Here is a 15,230-nt window from a genome sequence, read left to right as displayed (position 1 = left end):
AGTTACTTGTATAGGCGGATTCAGAGTGAAGAGGGCGAAACATTTTTGAAAGTGCCGAAACTTATAGGATTCCATTCTCGTCTATTTAAGTAAATCTAATTATACGGAGTGAATGTGACAATGCGGAAAAGCTTTAAACGATCGACAATGCTCGTATCTCTCTTCGTCGCTTTTGTGATGCTGCTAAGTGCCATTCCGGTATCTTTCGCGGCTGCGACAACGGCATCATCGGTTAATAAGAAGGTGTACATATCAGGCAATTCCTATGTGCAGCTTACGGATGCCAGCTTGATCCCAAGTGTTAATGGCGCTACCGCCAGCTTTACATTTGAATTTTATAACGGAAGCAGCAATCCTATTAATCTTGTTGATTATTGGGCACGATTGAAAACAAAAAGCGGCACAAAATATACTCTTACGCTGCTAGATAAGGCAAATAAGAAGACGGTTAGTCCAAAGTCTAGTACAACTCTTACTTTCTATAGTGCAGTAGGCTCGAAAGTAACGATGGATCAGCTCATTCTTAACTTTGTGAAGTTTGACTTCTCCGTCTCTGGTTATGAGAAAACGATTGGCCAATTTACATTCCCGGCTGGTTATACAAATGACGTGAAAGCCGGCGGTTATCGTGCGGTTAAAGTTGGCGGCTCCAGCGTAAATATGCGTGTTAATAAAACAACGGTAGGCAAGACTGTGGATAATTACTCGGTCAATCTTACTTATGTAGCACGCAATACAAGCCAATTTGGAGTGAATCTCCCGGAGTATAACTACTATATTAAAACTTCGGTAGGCCTTTATAAATTGACATTGAAAGATACGGCAGATCAAAATCTGCTTTTGGCTCCATCGGTACTTAATACAATTGAATTGACAGGATCTATCCCTAATACCGTTTCGACATCAGGATGGAAATTCATCGTTACCCAGAAGATAACGGCTGCTGATAATACGCAAGTTGAACTGCCTGTAGTTTCTTTTGTAACACCAGTATCCGTTGGCAATACAAGCACTGGCACAGCAAAACAAACATTCACAGATGCTAATGGCACTTATAACGTTGAATTACAATCTGTACAACGCATGCCTTGGAATAATGAAGATAACGTAGTAGCTAAGCTTGCAGTGAAGAACAGCGGTACAACATACCTGCCATTGCCTGATCTTACAGGTACCATGCTGCTTGATGATTCGATTACACTGACTAGCCAGACGGTTAAAAATGCCGGAGACATCAGTATCGCACCAGGCGCTACTACTACGATGACATTTATCGGCAAACTGCAAACCGGATACAACTGGAAGAAGTTTAAGCTGCAATTAAACGAGAAATCCGGTAATGACACGGTCGATGTAGCCGAGGTTACAAAGTCTGATGTTACACCAATCTACTCGGTATCATCCGGTAGCGTTTATACTCAAAAATCGATAGGTTCGGAAATGAGCGTCAAAGTTACGGATGTTCGTACGTACAGCGGAGATACAAATGATCTCTATGCGGTGTATCTAGATGTAACGAACAATCAATCCAGAAGTAAAACTATGCCGCAGTGGTCAGGATATTTCAAATCGGCAAACGGTAATTATTACGACGTTACTTTTGTGAAAACAGCTGCAACGATCTCTCCAGGCTACAAAGAGCAGGTTATTGCTTATACGCAGCTACCTTCAAATGTAAGCCGCGAAGGCCTGCAACTGTTAATGGGTGAGGCTATCGACACAAACGGATTGCTGAAAGGTGCAACAGGAAATCCTACCGGTTATATCCGTGGCGTATTGTTTGGTCTACCAGCTGAAACGGCAACCAATAGCAACAAAGGAATCAAGATTGGTCCATATACAGTAGATCTCACTCAATTCACTATCTTTGTTCAAAATGAACTCAATGTTGTTATCAATCTGGCTAGCACAGTTAGCCGTGATTACAACTATGATGGATTCACGCAATCCAAGCTGCAATATGAACTGGTGTATGAGCCAACTGGCGATGTATTGTGGACGCAAAATGTAAGCCTAGAAGGCAAAGCAGATAACAGCCTCCAATGGAAAGTCGGCAATAACATGAATGAGATTACTCAAACGCAAAAAGAAAATAAATACTGGAGCAGCTATACATTAAATGTGTATGAAGTACTAAATGGCAACAAGAAGAAGCTGTTCTCCAAAGACGTGAAATTTGCGCCATCTTATAACTGGTTAGATGAAACGAACAACTAATCTAGTTTATGAGGAAATTTTAAAGTAAGAAATAACTGGTTAATCCCATTCAAATCTAGTATCTTAATAGAAGATACTAGATTTGTTTGCGTAATTTTGCGTAATTGCGTTAAGAAAGGAGTTTGTCGAAATTGAAGAAGTATGCACTACGGATTGTACTCGCTGTTGTTCTTGTAGGAGCAGGCATTATTGCTGGGGTGAACTGGCCGACAACCCTTGAGGCGGAATCCAATGCAGCTGTGCCAGGTTCTGCCGATGATCCGGTCGTAACCAAGAGCTATGTGGATGAGCAGATTGCCAAAGCTGGTTCCGGTTCTAACGGCGGCGGAACAACGCAGCCGGAAACAGGCGGCACAAGCGCAAAGCTTGAAGTTGTATCTGTCCCTAACGGTAAAATCCTCATTGCAAATGAAGGTACTGAGGTTGTCGTGCGTTCAGGTAAAGCCATTGTATATAGTACGGACGCGAATGGTATTGCAGATTTGACGGATGGCAAAGATTTAACGAACGGCAAATCGATCACGGCTAACCATCACATTTTATTCCCGCGCGCAGGACGCGGTATTACTACTGATCCGTCTTATAAAGGCTCGTTGACTGTATTAGTACGTGGCAGCTACGTTATTCAATAAGCTTGGATGTTATAGAACATTTTACCCGCACAGTAAATATGTTATACGCTTCAAACCGCACGGAAGGACACACAATAAAGCCACGTTCCTAATTCAAATGGAGGTGTTCTTATTATGAGTCGTTCCAACAAAGTGGTTGTACCGGATTGCAAAGCTGCACTGAACCAAATGAAGTATGAGATTGCTGCTGAGCTTGGCTTGTTTGCTTCCCATGGCGTAAGCACAGGGGCAGATACGGAGTTTGCAGGAGAGCTTGGCTCGGTAGGTGGCGGTACTCATATTCAATGGCGGGAAGTAACAAGCCGCGATGTCGGCTCGATCGGTGGAAGTATTACGCAACGTCTTGTTGCCCAAGCCGAAAAAGTGTTAAACGGCTACGTTTAAATTCTAAGCATTAATAAGTTTCTTCTTATATATATGGCTTAGAATTGTCCGGATTGAAACGCGTTTTGTCGCCTATGTCCGGCGAAGCCGTTTCATCTTATGCCGTGATCTTATATTGTATCAAAAATTGGTATCCGTTGACACCAAGCGACATTTTCGGTATTATACTGTTTTAGAGAGTTGTCTAACAACCTTTTCCTACGGGAAAAGGTTCATTTTTTGTGTAGGATGTCTGCACTTATTTCATACTAGCTGTAGGAGGTTGATACGGATGTCTGTAAAAGGTCGTCACTTGTTTACATCGGAATCGGTTACAGAAGGCCACCCGGATAAGATTTGTGACCAAATCTCGGATGCTGTTCTGGACGCGTTTCTGGAAGCGGACCCTTACGCTCGCGTAGCTTGCGAAGTTTCGGTTGCAACTGGTCTTGTACTTGTTATTGGAGAAATCAGCTCCCGTGCTGATTATGTCGATATTTCCGCTATTGCTCGCCGTACAATTAAAGAAATTGGTTATACGCGTGCAAAATACGGTTTTGACTCCAGCACTTGTGCGGTGTTGACATCGCTTAATGAACAATCCGCGGATATCGCGCAAGGCGTTAACGCTGCGCTTGAGAGCCGCGACGGGAAAGACGTTCAGAAGGAAAACGAAGATATCGGTGCCGGTGACCAAGGCCTGATGTTTGGTTTTGCTACGAACGAAACTCCTGAACTGATGCCTTTGCCAATCGCATTGTCGCATCGCATTGCTCGCCGCTTGTCTGAAGTTCGTAAGAACGATACGCTGGGTTACCTGCGTCCGGACGGCAAAACGCAAGTTACAATCGAGTACGTGGACGGTAAACCGGTTCGCGTAGACACAATCGTCGTATCGACTCAACATGCTGAAGAAATCTCGCTGGAGCAAATCCAAAAGGATATCCTTGAGCATGTTATTAAGCCAGTTGTTCCTGTTGAATGGCTGGATGAGCAAACGAAATACTTCATTAACCCTACAGGCCGTTTCGTAATCGGCGGTCCTCAAGGCGATGCTGGTCTGACTGGCCGCAAAATCATCGTTGATACTTACGGCGGTTATGCACGTCATGGCGGCGGCGCATTCTCCGGTAAGGATCCAACGAAGGTTGACCGTTCCGCAGCTTATGCAGCTCGCTATGTAGCTAAGAACATCGTTGCGGCAGGTCTGGCTGACAAATGCGAAATCCAATTGGCTTATGCCATTGGCGTAGCACAACCAGTATCGATCAACGTTGACACTTACGGCACTGGCAAAGTATCCGAAGAGCTTCTGGTAGACGTGATCAAAAAGAACTTTGATCTTCGCCCAGCAGGCATTATCAAAATGCTTGACCTTCGCCGTCCAATCTACGCTCAAACAGCTGCTTATGGTCACTTCGGCCGTACAGATGTGGATCTCCCTTGGGAGCGCGTGGACAAAGCAGAAAACCTTAAAGCAGACGCACTTGCTGCGAAATAATTGCTTTTATAACAAAGCCTTGAATCTTCGGATTCGGGGCTTTTTTGTTGTTCTTTTTCCTGGAAAGTGCAACCTTTTCGCCTCGCTTATCGACTAATACCTAGTTAGCCTAAATTTTTCAAGTTGATTTGCCGACAAATAGGGTACAAGTGTATTTAGCTGGGGAGTGATTGCGGGAAATGTTAGTACGAAGCCGATTAAGTTTCATGATAGCTGTCTTATTAGTTCTCCAACTCGTTCTTTCGGGTTGGTCAGGGGACACTCACGTGGCACAAGCTGCATCAAGCGGACCTATCGTTGTAGGCATGAGTCCAGCGGATAATGCAATTGGAGTCACGCCTACAAGCGATTTGACGCTGACGTTTGATGAAGCCGTAACAAAAGGTGCCGATTCAGCCGTTATTACCATTTATAACTACAATACAAGCGATATTGTCGAGAGCATTCCGATGTCTTCCTACAAAATCAGACTCGATGCGACAGGCCGAACAGCAACCATTAATCCGGATGCAAATTTAAATGTAAATACGGATTATTACGTATTGATTGATTACGGCGCTTTTGCGAATGTATCTAACGGTGCTTATTATGCCGGCATTTCCAGTGCGACGACGTGGAACTTCAGAACGGCAGCTGTTGTCGACACAACGGGGCCTTCGATCATTGCGAAGTCGCCGGATTCCGGCGCAACGAAAGTAGCTGTGGATAGTAAAATGATCCTTCAGTTTAGCGAGCCTGTCTATGCGGCTAGCGGCAGCGTGACGTTAAGCAGCGTAACGGATACAAAAAATATTCCGGTAACCTCAAGCATGGTGCAAGGCAGCGGAACAAGCACCATCACGATTACGCCAAATGCTCCGATGGATTCCAACACCGACTATTCGGTTACGATCCCGAGGACCGCTTTTCAGGATGCTGCAGGTAATGTGATGGAGACGGGAGGAGCTTCGTATGTAAGCTGGAGCTTCCGTACGGATATTGCCCCTCTTAATATCCTCACGGCTATACCGGCAAATTACGCGACGTCCGTATCCGTCTTAACGGATAAGCTGACCATGACGTTCGACCACAACATTGCGGCCGGAACCGAAAAATATATTGAAATCAGAGACGTGAAAAACAACACGACTTTTGCCAGAATCAAAACAAGCTCATCGCAAGTGGCGATTACGGGAATGACAGCAACCGTTACGTTGCCGGCAAGTCCTAGGTTTAACGCTAACACCTCTTATTATGTGTTAGTGGATGCGGGAGCTTTTATCGAGACGGACTCGGGCTTGAATTATCCGTTCCCGGGAATTGCTAATGCTGCCGCGTGGAATTTTACAACCGGGTATGGCAATGATACAACCAAGCCGGCTCTAAAGAGCCTTCAGCCAACAGCTGGCGGTATTCTGACCGCTACAACAGGAAAGCTTGTATTAACGTTTACGGAGCCTGTCTTTCAGGACAGCGGTACGATCGAGATTCGTACGGTAACAAGCGGCACTTTGTTCCGCTCCATTCCGGTTACTTCGGGCCGGGTATCCGGCGGCGGTACAGACACGATTACTATTGACGCAACAAGCGCTTACGGCGGCGAGGCCGCAAAAGCTTTTGTGAATAATACGGCATACTACATAACTGTCGGAAGCCGTGCTTTTAAAGACGGTGTAGGACTGTATTATGACGGGTTAACGAGTTCCTCCAGCTGGAGATTCACGGTTACGCAAGATAATGTGAAGCCGACTCTGGTCGCTACTTCACCGGCTAATAGTTCAACCTCCGCTGATCCCAAGGGAGCTTTGTCGGCCACGTTTAGCGAAGCCGTACAGCCGGGCAGCGGACAGATCTGGATTCAATGCATGAGCAGCACCAGCAGCCAATGCGCTGCACCTTCGGTAGGAACTTCGGTTTCCGTGGATCCGCTGAACAACAAGAAGCTCATTATTATGCCAAACCAGGCTCTTCAGGCAGGAACGGCTTATTATGTCGTTATTGACCCGGATGCGGTAACCGATCTTGCGGGCAATACGTTTAACGGTATTCAGAACGAATATCAATGGGCATTCAAGACGCTTGGCGGGGATACGACTCCACCTGCGATTTCGAAGCTGGAAGCCAACGGATCAACGATTGTGATGACATATAACGAAGATCTGATGGAGAATTCGATTCCTACGGCAGGAAGCTTCTATATCACGGTTGACGGCGCATACCGCTCCGTTATCGGCGTTTCGGTCTCCGGACCAAAGGTTACGTTGACGTTGTCCAGCAACATCGTAGACGGACAGCAAGTGAAGCTGTCGTACTCCAAGCCTTCGGTTGCAACGTTGGGTATTCGGGATCTTTCCGGCAACCAGGCGCTTAGTCTAGCTTCCCAGACGGTGACAACCGCTGTGGATACAACTCAGCCTCAACTGACGGGAGGGACCGCTGCAGGCGGGATCGTAACCCTGATATTCTCGAAAAATCTGGCCTCGGTCAGCAGCTATGCTTATTCACAATTCAGCGTCTATGTTGGGGGTAATTATTACACGCCAACATCTGTGTATAGCACGGCAAATAAAGTTATCCTAGCTGTGAATGCTTCAATCGATTCAAGCTCGAGTGTTAGAGTATCCTACAGCGCCGGATCTTACCCGCTGCAGGATGCCGCAGGCAACAAGGTAAGCAATTTCAGCAATTATTCATTATCAAGCACGGTAGATACATCGCTGCCGACTGTTCAAACCATTGACGCTTATGGCTCTTCTATCATCATTACTTATAATAAAACGCTGGATTCGGCCAGAAGACCGTCAACCAGCCAGTACAGCGTACTTGTTAACAACTCGCTGCGCAGCGTAACGCAAGTATCCGTCTCTGGCTCACAGGTTCTCCTTACGGTAAGTCCGGATATTCCATCCGGTTCATCCGTAAAAGTGTCTTATTCCAAGTTATACACAGCCGTAGCTGATTTGTCCGGCAATGAAGCGGCAGCATTTACGAATGCGACTGCTTCGGTAGGAAACGGTTCGTCATCGGATAACGGGTTATACGGGGCGGTAGTCAAAGGAACCAAATTGACCTTATCCTTCTGGAAAACGCTCAACTCTTCCTATGCGCCTTCCTCCGCCTACTTCTCGGTGAAGGTTAATAATTCGGCAGACCCGGCTACTAACGTGACCATTAGCGGCAATAGCGTTGTACTGACCCTTGCCAAAGCACCGAGTGTTGGAGATGCGGTTACCGTTACTTATTACGCGACTTCTACTAACAGCTTGCGTACGTCTGACGGCACTGTTATCAACAGCTTTACTAATGTGACGGTAGCCAATCAGACGACGCTTATTGATTCGCTGCCCGGCGGTTATGAAGAAGCAAGCGGTGGAGGTATTGGATTAACGACATCGATGGCAACGCAGACATCGGATATTTCGCCTGCTGGCTATACGACTACCCGTTATACCATCCAAGCCGATAAGCTGTCTACCGCTTATACGGCAGCAAAAAGCGCGGGAATCAGCAATGCGCGCGTTGTTTTTGAAGTGCCAAGCTCCGAGAGAGCGGCGGTTGTAGCCGTTCCGTTAACCGTATTGGAGACGGCTTACCGCTCAAGCAACGGATCGTCTTTTGTCGTACAGTACGGAACAAGCTCTTATGAGATTCCGCTAAGCGCACTTGCCTTCAAGAGTATGGCTTCTCTGATTGGATCCAGCTCGACAACAGGCAACCTTTTGATCAAAATTGAAAAAGGTTCTAACTCGAATACCAGCGGTCTGACTTCGGCTATCAGCAAAGCAGGGGCATCCCTCTTGTCGACGCCAATCACGTTCGAGACCTCGGTAGTTAACGGAACGACCGAAAAGAATCTTTCGGAGTTTGGCGGTTATGTCAAACGTAGCTTCGAGTCTCTGACCTCCGTGAATGCTACTAATAGTGCAGTGGTATGGCTGGATCCGCAAACCGGCAAGTTGTCGTACGTACCAACGGCATTCTCCACGGAAAACGGTACGAATATAGTATCGTTCAAGCGGAAGGGTAATAGCTCTTACGCTTTGGTCAGCGGTTCATCGAAGTTTACCGATATCGGCTCGCATTGGGCGGGTTCAACGATCAAGATGATGTCGAATAAATTCATTATCGAAGGTCGTTCGGGATCCACAACGAAGTTTGATCCGCAAAGCTCCATTACCCGCGCGGAATTCGCAGCGTATATTGTTCGCGGCCTCGGTTTGTCCGGAAGCCGGAGCGATGCTTCGAAGTACAAGGATGTAACAGGAGGAACCGTTACAGCCGCTTATATCGGCGCTGCTTCCAAAGCAGGCATCGTAACGGGCAATACGGACGGTACGTTTAAGCCTAACAGCCCGATTACCCGTCAGGAGATGGCGGTAATGATGTCTCGTGCGACAAAGGCTGCTGCGGTGACGATCTCGCTGCCACAGTCGGACGCGACCTACCTGTCGAAATTCAGCGACCGGACGAAAGTAGCGTCTTGGGCGAAGAGCGACTTGGCTAAAGCCGTATATATGGGCGTTATCACCGGCCAAACCGAAACCACCTTTGGTCCAACCAAAAACGCTACTCGCGCCGAAGCGATCGTTATGATCAAACGCTTGCTCGACTATGTGGATTTGCTCGACTAATTTAATTTCTCAAGCCCCGTCGCTGCGACGGGGCTTTTTTATGTGCAGAAGTAGCAGTGGACGCTCGAAATGGGTGGTGGCGTAGAAGTTAAGGTCCCCAAGGGGCCTTAAGCGTGGAAAAAGAGTAGCTAGAAAGTAGGTTAAGGTCCCTAAGGGACCTTAAGAAGGCGAAAGTGGCAGTCTAGGCGGTTGAAGTGGGCGGTGGCGTAGAAGTTAAGGTCCCCAAGCGGCCTTAAGCGTGGAAAAAGAGTAGCTAGAAAGTAGGTTAAGGTCCCTAAGGGGCCTTAAGCGTAGAAAAGTAGTAACGGTCCCTCAGGTACCTTAAGATTCAAATGCTGCGGGTCATCAGTGGGCGGCACTAGGCCCACGCGATGACCTGCTTCTTTCGTCCGCCCTCCCAAGTGCTGAGGGAGGAGGCGGGTAGAGGGGTGGAGAGGAAAGGTCATTCTGGAGAAAAGCATATGCTTACGGAGTAGCTTTCTTTCAGAAAGCTTTCAAGCGTTCGCCTTTGCAGACGAAATCTAACGATAGCATCGTTATAATTCAAGGAATTCGTCTGCAACAGCGATCGGAAGAATGGCCTTTTCTCGCAGCCCTGCCCCACCATTCCACCAGACCACAGCCCTATCATCACCCAGCACTTCCCTCCCATTTTTATTAAGAAATTTTTATACTCGGAACTTTTCTCCCCTTCTAATAGTCTATAATAGATAGATTAATAGATTAGGAGAGTTGCTATAACGATGAGTAAGGTACATAACAGCAAAGTCCGGCAGACGGGAAGTCTAGGCAAAAAGATCGCGGTTGTCGTAATCGGTGGCACATTGCTGGCTCAGCCAGTCTCGTCAGCTATTTCTTTTGACTTAAATCCGTTCCAAGCAGGTACAGCGGCTGCTGCTACGGCAGAGCCATCCCTCAAGCTTCTCCAGCAGTCGTATATTACGGCTGGCGCGCAACGAATGGACTATCTCTGGACGACAACACGCAGCGGCAAAGCTGCTAAAGCAAATATTCATGTTATTCAAGTCGATCTGACCAATCCTTATGTTAACTTGAACACGATGAGCGGCAAGAACGATACCGTTGGCAAGCTGAATACGGTTATGAATATGACGAAAGAGAACGGCGCGGTTGCAGGCATCAACGCCGACGTGTTCATCACAACAACGGAAGGCTCGCCAATGGGCGCGCAGGTTACAAGCGGAACGCTTATGACAAGCCCGATGCAAATTAAGGGCATGTACGCTTTTGCCGTGACCAAGGACCGCAAGCCGGTCATCGACAGCTATACCTTCGACGGTAAAGTAACGTCCGCAGACGGCTCCAGCTTTACGCTGGCAGGGCTGAACCAGTCTGCTTACATTCCGGAGGGCGGTTCCTCGAACTACAGCCACCTTAATGCTCTCTTTATTTATAACAGCGCCTGGGGCGGTGCAGAGCGCCCTAAGAACTCGTCTACAACTCCAACGGAAGCACTTGTCGTAAACGGGGTTGTTCAGCAAATCTCTGACGGCAAGCCGTTAACCGGGACAATCCCGGCAGACGGTTATATTCTGCGCGGTCACGGGACTGCGGCACAATTTATTCTCGAGCATTTGCAGGTTGGCCAGTCCGTAACATCCGATTACTCGCTCGTATCCGCTACATCCGGGCAAAAGGTAGATCCTACTTCCTTTGAAATGCTGGTAGGCGGACACACGATTCTCGTAAACAACGGTGCGGCTGCGACTTTCTCCCGCGATATTACTGGCGTAAGCGGCTCTTCCTACGTATCCCGTACGGCGGTTGGTTATTCCAAAGACGGTACAAAGGTTTATCTGATTACAAGCGAGGACTACGGTGACAGCACGGGCCTTAATCTGAAAGAATTGCAGCAGGTTATGGTGAAGCTTGGCGTGTACAAAGGGATTAACCTCGACGGCGGCGGTTCAACAACAATGATTGAGCGTCCGCTTGGCGAGACTTCGCTTCGTCTGGCCCATTCAACGCAATACGATACAACGCAGCGCAGCATTTCCAATTCGATTGGCGTATTCACAACGGCACCGCAAGGCAATCTGAAAGGGATTGCGATTAGCGGTTCAAACGTTCTTTTTGTCGGACAAAAGACAACCTTCTCGGTAAAAGGCTATGATACCTACTACAATCCCACTACGGTAGACGGAACGAATGCAAGCTGGAGCAGCGCAACGGGTGTTGGCTCGTTCAGCGGCAATACGTTTACGGCTTCCAAGCCGGGTTCAACTAACATCACTGTAAAATCCGGCTCCGTAACGGCAACCTATCCGGTTGAGGTTATCGGCAAAGACCAGATCGCGGAACTGAAGCTCGATACGGCGGCAGGAGTCTTGTCGAAGGGGGCAACGGTATCCATTCCGGTTAAAGTTACCCTGAAGAACGGTAAAACCTACAAGCTGACCGGCGACTCGCTGCAATGGGAGTTCACTGGTTTTACCGCAACGACAAGCGGTGATACGCTTACGGTTAACTCCGTAAATTCGGGCACGACAACAGGCTACGCGATTGGCCGCTACGACGGATATGCGACCATGCTTCCATTTACGCAGGGCGGTTCCGAGAAGACGCTAGAGACATTCGAAAATGTAGCCTACGGGATTAATCCGCAAGTTACGCCTGCTGCTACAACAACGGGCAGCGTGAAGCTGGTGACGGACCTGCCGGGCCAAACGTCCGGCAAAGCGCTGCAAATTTCCTATGACTTTAGTGCCGGAACCGGTACAAAAGCGGTATACGCGCAGTTTAACGGCACCTCCGGGAAATCGATTGACGGCTCGCCGGTATCGATGACGATGGACGTATACGGCGATAAGAGCCTTAACTGGCTGCGTGCCGAATTTGTGGATGCCAACGGTACGGTCCACCTCGTGGATCTGGCGAAGCAGCTGGATTGGTCAGGCTGGAAATCGGTTAAGGCCGACTTGTCTGCCAAAGGAATGGCTTATCCGGTTAAGCTGAAGCGCGTTTACGTGGTTACAACGCCGGACGGTCAGGATGAGCGTGCCGCAACCGGCGCGGTGGGCATTGATAACATTAAGCTGCAATACGCGTCGTCAACGACAACACCGACCAAGGGTCATATCGAAATGACGATTGGCAAAAAGTCGGCCGTATCCAACGGCAAGACGATCGCCATGGAAGTAGCTCCGTTCGAGACGGGCGGTACGACTTATGTACCGATTCGGTTTGTTACCGATGCGATGGGCGTTACCCTGAAATGGGACAATAAGCTCAATCGCGTGACCGTTCTGAACGGTTCGAAAATGCTTGAAATGGTCATTGGCAAAAAGGAAATTAATATCAACGGCGCGCTCTCCCAGACGGAAGTAGCTCCAATGATCAAGAACGGAAGAACTTTAATTCCGATTCGTCTGGTTTCCGAAAAATTGGGTCTAAAGGTCACCTACGACAACAAAACGAAAAAGATTGCCATCGATTAATGGTGGACGAGCGGCAACCAACCTGTGTTATGATAAAGGGGAATAGCCTTTAACAAGGTGAAACGGCCTCGCTTTCCTTGGGGAGCGGGTGTGTTTCATTCCGAGAATTCTAAGCGCTATTTATAAGGTGAAACTTATATATTCTTAGAATTTAAGAAAGGTTGCCGATTGTTTTGGACCAGCACATAGTCGATATTAATAGAGTGATTACGAATGCGATCTCCGTCATGGAGGACAGCAAACTGCAAATTTACGAAATATGCGAATCAGCGCGCCAGGAGTTGGAATCCCTTGGTCAAGAGCTTGAGATTGTTCTCGCGGAAACGCTAACGACAATCGAAAGAGTAGACCAACTGGAGCAGGACTACCGGCGCGCTCGCATTCGGCTGACTGAAGTTAGCAAAGACTTTGTTCGATATAAAGAAGAGGACATCAAAACCGCCTACGAGAAGGCGACTCAAATTCAGCTCGATCTGATGGTCTACCGGGAGAAGGAAGCGTATCTGAAAACTCGCCGGGACGATCTGCAGAAGCGGGTCCGCAATGTCGAGAAGTCAATCGAGCGGGCGGAGACGATTGCCTCTCAAATTAATGTGGTGCTCCAGTATTTGTCCGGTGACCTTAACCAGGTATCACGCATATTGGAGTCGGCGAAGACGAGACAGATGATAGGTCTAAAGATCATCGTGGCGCAAGAGGAAGAACGGAAGCGAATTTCTCGCGAAATTCATGACGGACCGGCTCAATCGCTTGCCAATATCGTGCTTCGGACAGAAATTGTGGAAAGAATGCTACTAAAGAAGGAATTTCAAATGGTGCAGGACGAATTATTAGATCTGAAAGGTCAGGTTCGTTCCGGACTGGAGGAAATAAGAAAAATTATTTTCAACCTGCGTCCGATGGCCTTGGATGATTTGGGTCTTGTACCTGCACTTCGCAAGTTCGCTCATGACTTTGAAGATAAGACAAAGATTCGGACAATCTTTGAGCTTAGCGGTAAAGAAGTCAGGATGCCGTCAGCCATGGAGGCTGGTGTTTTCCGTCTCGTTCAGGAAGCGTTCACCAATGCTCAGAAGCATGCAAGAGCATCCTTTGTTACGCTGGAGGTTGCTTTTACGACAGAGACGGTCACGATTGCGATCGTGGATAACGGTATTGGATTCCACAGCGAGCAGGCGGAAGCCCATGCGCAGAACAACTCTTCTTTCGGCTTGATTGGCATGCGCGAGCGTGTAGATCTTCTTGAAGGGAGGATGGAAATCGACTCAAAATTAGGACAAGGGACGAAGATTATAATCAACATCCCAATTACCGTAGAGAGTAGAAAGGAGTAAGATGACGATGAACCAGGCTGCGCCGGGAAGTAAGCGCAAGATAAAAGTATTGCTAGCGGATGATCACCAACTTTTCCGCGAAGGGCTTAAACGGATTTTGAACATGGAAGACGATCTCGAGGTCATTGGGGAATGCGGAGACGGCATACAAGTGCTCGAGTTTTGCAACCATACGATTCCGGAAATCGTGTTAATGGATATTAACATGCCAATCGAGAACGGCGTTGTAACGACCGAGAGGCTGAAGACGATTTTCCCTGATGTAAAAGTCATTATTCTGTCTATCCATGATGACGAAAGCTACGTATTCGAGACGCTCCGCAAAGGGGCTACCGGCTACTTGCTGAAGGACATGGAAGCGGAGTCGCTTATTAACGCGATCCGTTCCGTAGTGAACGGTCATGCTTATATCCATCCGAAGGTGACAGGCAAGCTGATCAATCAGCTGCGCCGCATGACTTACCTTGATGAGATGGGCGTGATTTCGGGCGCTGCGGCTGGCATGGAGCCAGGCGTGAAGTTCGTAGCGGGCGAAGACAATCCGCTTACCCGCCGCGAGGCGGAAGTGCTGCGTCTTATGGCTGAAGGCAAGAGCAATAAGATGATTGGCGAGTATTTGTTTATTAGCGAGAAAACCGTTAAAAACCATGTAAGCAGCATCTTGCAAAAGATGGAGGTTGACGACCGCACGCAAGCGGTTATTCAATCCATCAAATATGGCTGGGTAACGCTGTAGCCGGGCTAGCTTAATTCACACGCAAAGTGCGTTGGACTTAAAACCAACGCGCAGAAGGCGAGGGGCTCGATCGAAGGCAGACCAAAGCTGCATGCGAGAGGCAGGAACCCGGTGAAAAGCGGCCCGCCATCAGGCGGCCGAAGTCAGATCAGGTCTGGTTACAGGTGCATAATAGAGTCCCGTGTCGTAGACGCGGGATTTTTTGTGTTTTCTGGGGCAGGAGGAGAAGCTTAAGGTCCCTAGGGACCTTAAGGCTGGAAAAGTGGCGGTATAAGTTGTGGAAATGGGCAGTTGCGGGGGAGTTAAGCTCCCTAGGGGACCTTAAGGGCGAAAAAAGAGTAGCTAGTTTGGTGGTTAAGGTCCCTGAGGGACCTTAAGG

General features: G+C 48.2%; 8 protein-coding genes. All 8 read left to right on the top strand.

Annotation, left to right across the window (positions count from 1 at the left end; all coding sequences use genetic code 11):
* The first annotated feature begins 120 nt into the window (after positions 1–120).
* The 8 genes from PJDR2_RS29080 to PJDR2_RS29045 all read left to right on the top strand — a co-directional run bounded on the left by PJDR2_RS29080 (position 121) and on the right by PJDR2_RS29045 (position 14,851).
* Complete coding sequence (locus tag PJDR2_RS29080) at positions 121–2,217, top strand: hypothetical protein (RefSeq protein ID WP_015847322.1); 2,097 nt, start codon at positions 121–123, stop codon at positions 2,215–2,217.
* A gap of 131 nt (positions 2,218–2,348) precedes the next feature.
* Positions 2,349–2,849: a hypothetical protein gene (locus PJDR2_RS29075; protein WP_015847321.1), complete on the top strand. Its 501-nt coding sequence runs from the start codon at positions 2,349–2,351 to the stop codon at positions 2,847–2,849.
* Positions 2,850–2,963: 114 nt separating this feature from the next.
* Entirely contained in the window at positions 2,964–3,233 is a 270-nt protein-coding gene (locus PJDR2_RS29070) for an alpha/beta-type small acid-soluble spore protein (protein ID WP_015847320.1), read from the top strand.
* A 271-nt stretch (positions 3,234–3,504) separates the two neighbouring features.
* Positions 3,505–4,713 (top strand): methionine adenosyltransferase, encoded by a 1,209-nt coding sequence (gene metK, locus PJDR2_RS29065; RefSeq protein WP_015847319.1) that lies wholly within the window; start codon positions 3,505–3,507, stop codon positions 4,711–4,713.
* A gap of 266 nt (positions 4,714–4,979) precedes the next feature.
* The gene (locus PJDR2_RS29060) at positions 4,980–9,323 is read left to right on the top strand and encodes an Ig-like domain-containing protein (protein WP_041613686.1); all 4,344 of its coding nucleotides are present in this window, start codon (positions 4,980–4,982) and stop codon (positions 9,321–9,323) included.
* A 743-nt stretch (positions 9,324–10,066) separates the two neighbouring features.
* Positions 10,067–12,781 (top strand): stalk domain-containing protein, encoded by a 2,715-nt coding sequence (locus PJDR2_RS29055; RefSeq protein WP_015847316.1) that lies wholly within the window; start codon positions 10,067–10,069, stop codon positions 12,779–12,781.
* Between the two features lie 173 nt (positions 12,782–12,954).
* Positions 12,955–14,115, top strand: coding sequence for a sensor histidine kinase (locus PJDR2_RS29050; protein ID WP_015847315.1), 1,161 nt, complete (start codon positions 12,955–12,957; stop codon positions 14,113–14,115).
* A 7-nt stretch (positions 14,116–14,122) separates the two neighbouring features.
* Positions 14,123–14,851: a response regulator gene (locus tag PJDR2_RS29045; protein ID WP_015847314.1), complete on the top strand. Its 729-nt coding sequence runs from the start codon at positions 14,123–14,125 to the stop codon at positions 14,849–14,851.
* Positions 14,852–15,230: the final 379 nt, after the last annotated feature.

The organism is Paenibacillus sp. JDR-2 (assembly GCF_000023585.1).
In the GTDB taxonomy this organism is placed as follows: Bacteria; Bacillota; Bacilli; order Paenibacillales; family Paenibacillaceae; genus Pristimantibacillus.
This window is presented reverse-complemented; position numbering and strand designations above follow the sequence as displayed.

Coding starts and splice junctions, on each gene's coding strand:
- PJDR2_RS29080 (WP_015847322.1), top strand. CDS start 121: ATGCGGAAAAGCTTTAAACGATCGACAATGCTCGTATCTCTCTTCGTC.
- PJDR2_RS29070 (WP_015847320.1), top strand. CDS start 2,964: ATGAGTCGTTCCAACAAAGTGGTTGTACCGGATTGCAAAGCTGCACTG.
- metK (WP_015847319.1), top strand. CDS start 3,505: ATGTCTGTAAAAGGTCGTCACTTGTTTACATCGGAATCGGTTACAGAA.
- PJDR2_RS29055 (WP_015847316.1), top strand. CDS start 10,067: ATGAGTAAGGTACATAACAGCAAAGTCCGGCAGACGGGAAGTCTAGGC.
- PJDR2_RS29045 (WP_015847314.1), top strand. CDS start 14,123: ATGAACCAGGCTGCGCCGGGAAGTAAGCGCAAGATAAAAGTATTGCTA.